This is a genomic window from Sphingobium cupriresistens, from assembly GCF_004152865.1.
In the GTDB taxonomy this organism is placed as follows: Bacteria; Pseudomonadota; Alphaproteobacteria; order Sphingomonadales; family Sphingomonadaceae; genus Sphingobium; species Sphingobium cupriresistens.
Window position 1 is genome coordinate 1 of sequence record NZ_SEOO01000134.1, and the last position, 856, is coordinate 856.

Here is an 856-nt window from a genome sequence, read left to right on the forward strand (position 1 = left end):
CATGGCGGGCGCGTTCGACGATGCGGTCACCACCGGCCTTCAGCGCCAGCGCACCACGATGGAGATACTGACCGACCTTCTGCGCGCGGAAGCAACACATCGCCATGCTGCCTCGATCCGATACCGGATGGCGGCCGCCCGGCTGCCGGTCGTGAAGGATATCGATGCGTTCCGGTTCGAGGGCACGCCGATCAACGAGGGGCTGGTGCGTTCGCTGCACAGTGGCGCGTTCCTGCCCGCTCGGCGCAACATCGTCCTGGTCGGCGGCACGGGCACCGGCAAAACCCACCTGGCCATCGCCATCGCCGCCAATGTCGTTCGCTCGGGTGCGCGAGGCCGCTACTTCAACACCGTCGATCTGGTGACCCGCCTCGAAGAGGAGGCCAGGATCGGCAAGAGCGGCGCTCTCGCCGCCCAGCTATCCCGCCTCGACCTGATCGTGCTCGACGAACTGGGATATCTGCCGTTCGCCCGCTCGGGCGGCCAGTTGCTGTTCCACCTGATCAGCAAGCTCTACGAGCAGACCAGCGTCATCATCACCACCAACCTCGCGTTCGGCGAATGGCCCACCGTGTTCGGCGATCCCAAGATGACCACCGCGCTCCTTGATCGCGTCACCCACCATTGCGACATCGTCGAGACCGGCAATGACAGCTGGCGCTTCAAAAACCGCAGCTGATCGCCCCCACCGACCTCCGATTAAAAGATGCTTTGCGCTGCGCGCGCCTCCGGTCGGGCTCCGCCCTCCCTACGCCGCGCGCAGCGCAAAGGCGCGTGTCCGATCAACCTTGCGCCATCGTGAAAGGGGGTCCCTTTTGCGCGCCGATAGGGGGTCCCGTTTGCACGCCGATTGACA

The 856-nt window shown here is 65.4% G+C and carries 1 protein-coding gene; it reads left to right on the plus strand.

Going from position 1 to position 856, the window contains the following annotated elements:
• Window position 1 precedes the first annotated feature (1 nt).
• Window positions 2-679: an IS21-like element helper ATPase IstB gene (gene istB, locus EWH12_RS21970; RefSeq protein WP_129927824.1), complete on the plus strand. Its 678-nt coding sequence runs from the start codon at window positions 2-4 to the stop codon at window positions 677-679.
• The last annotated feature ends 177 nt before the right edge of the window (window positions 680-856 follow it).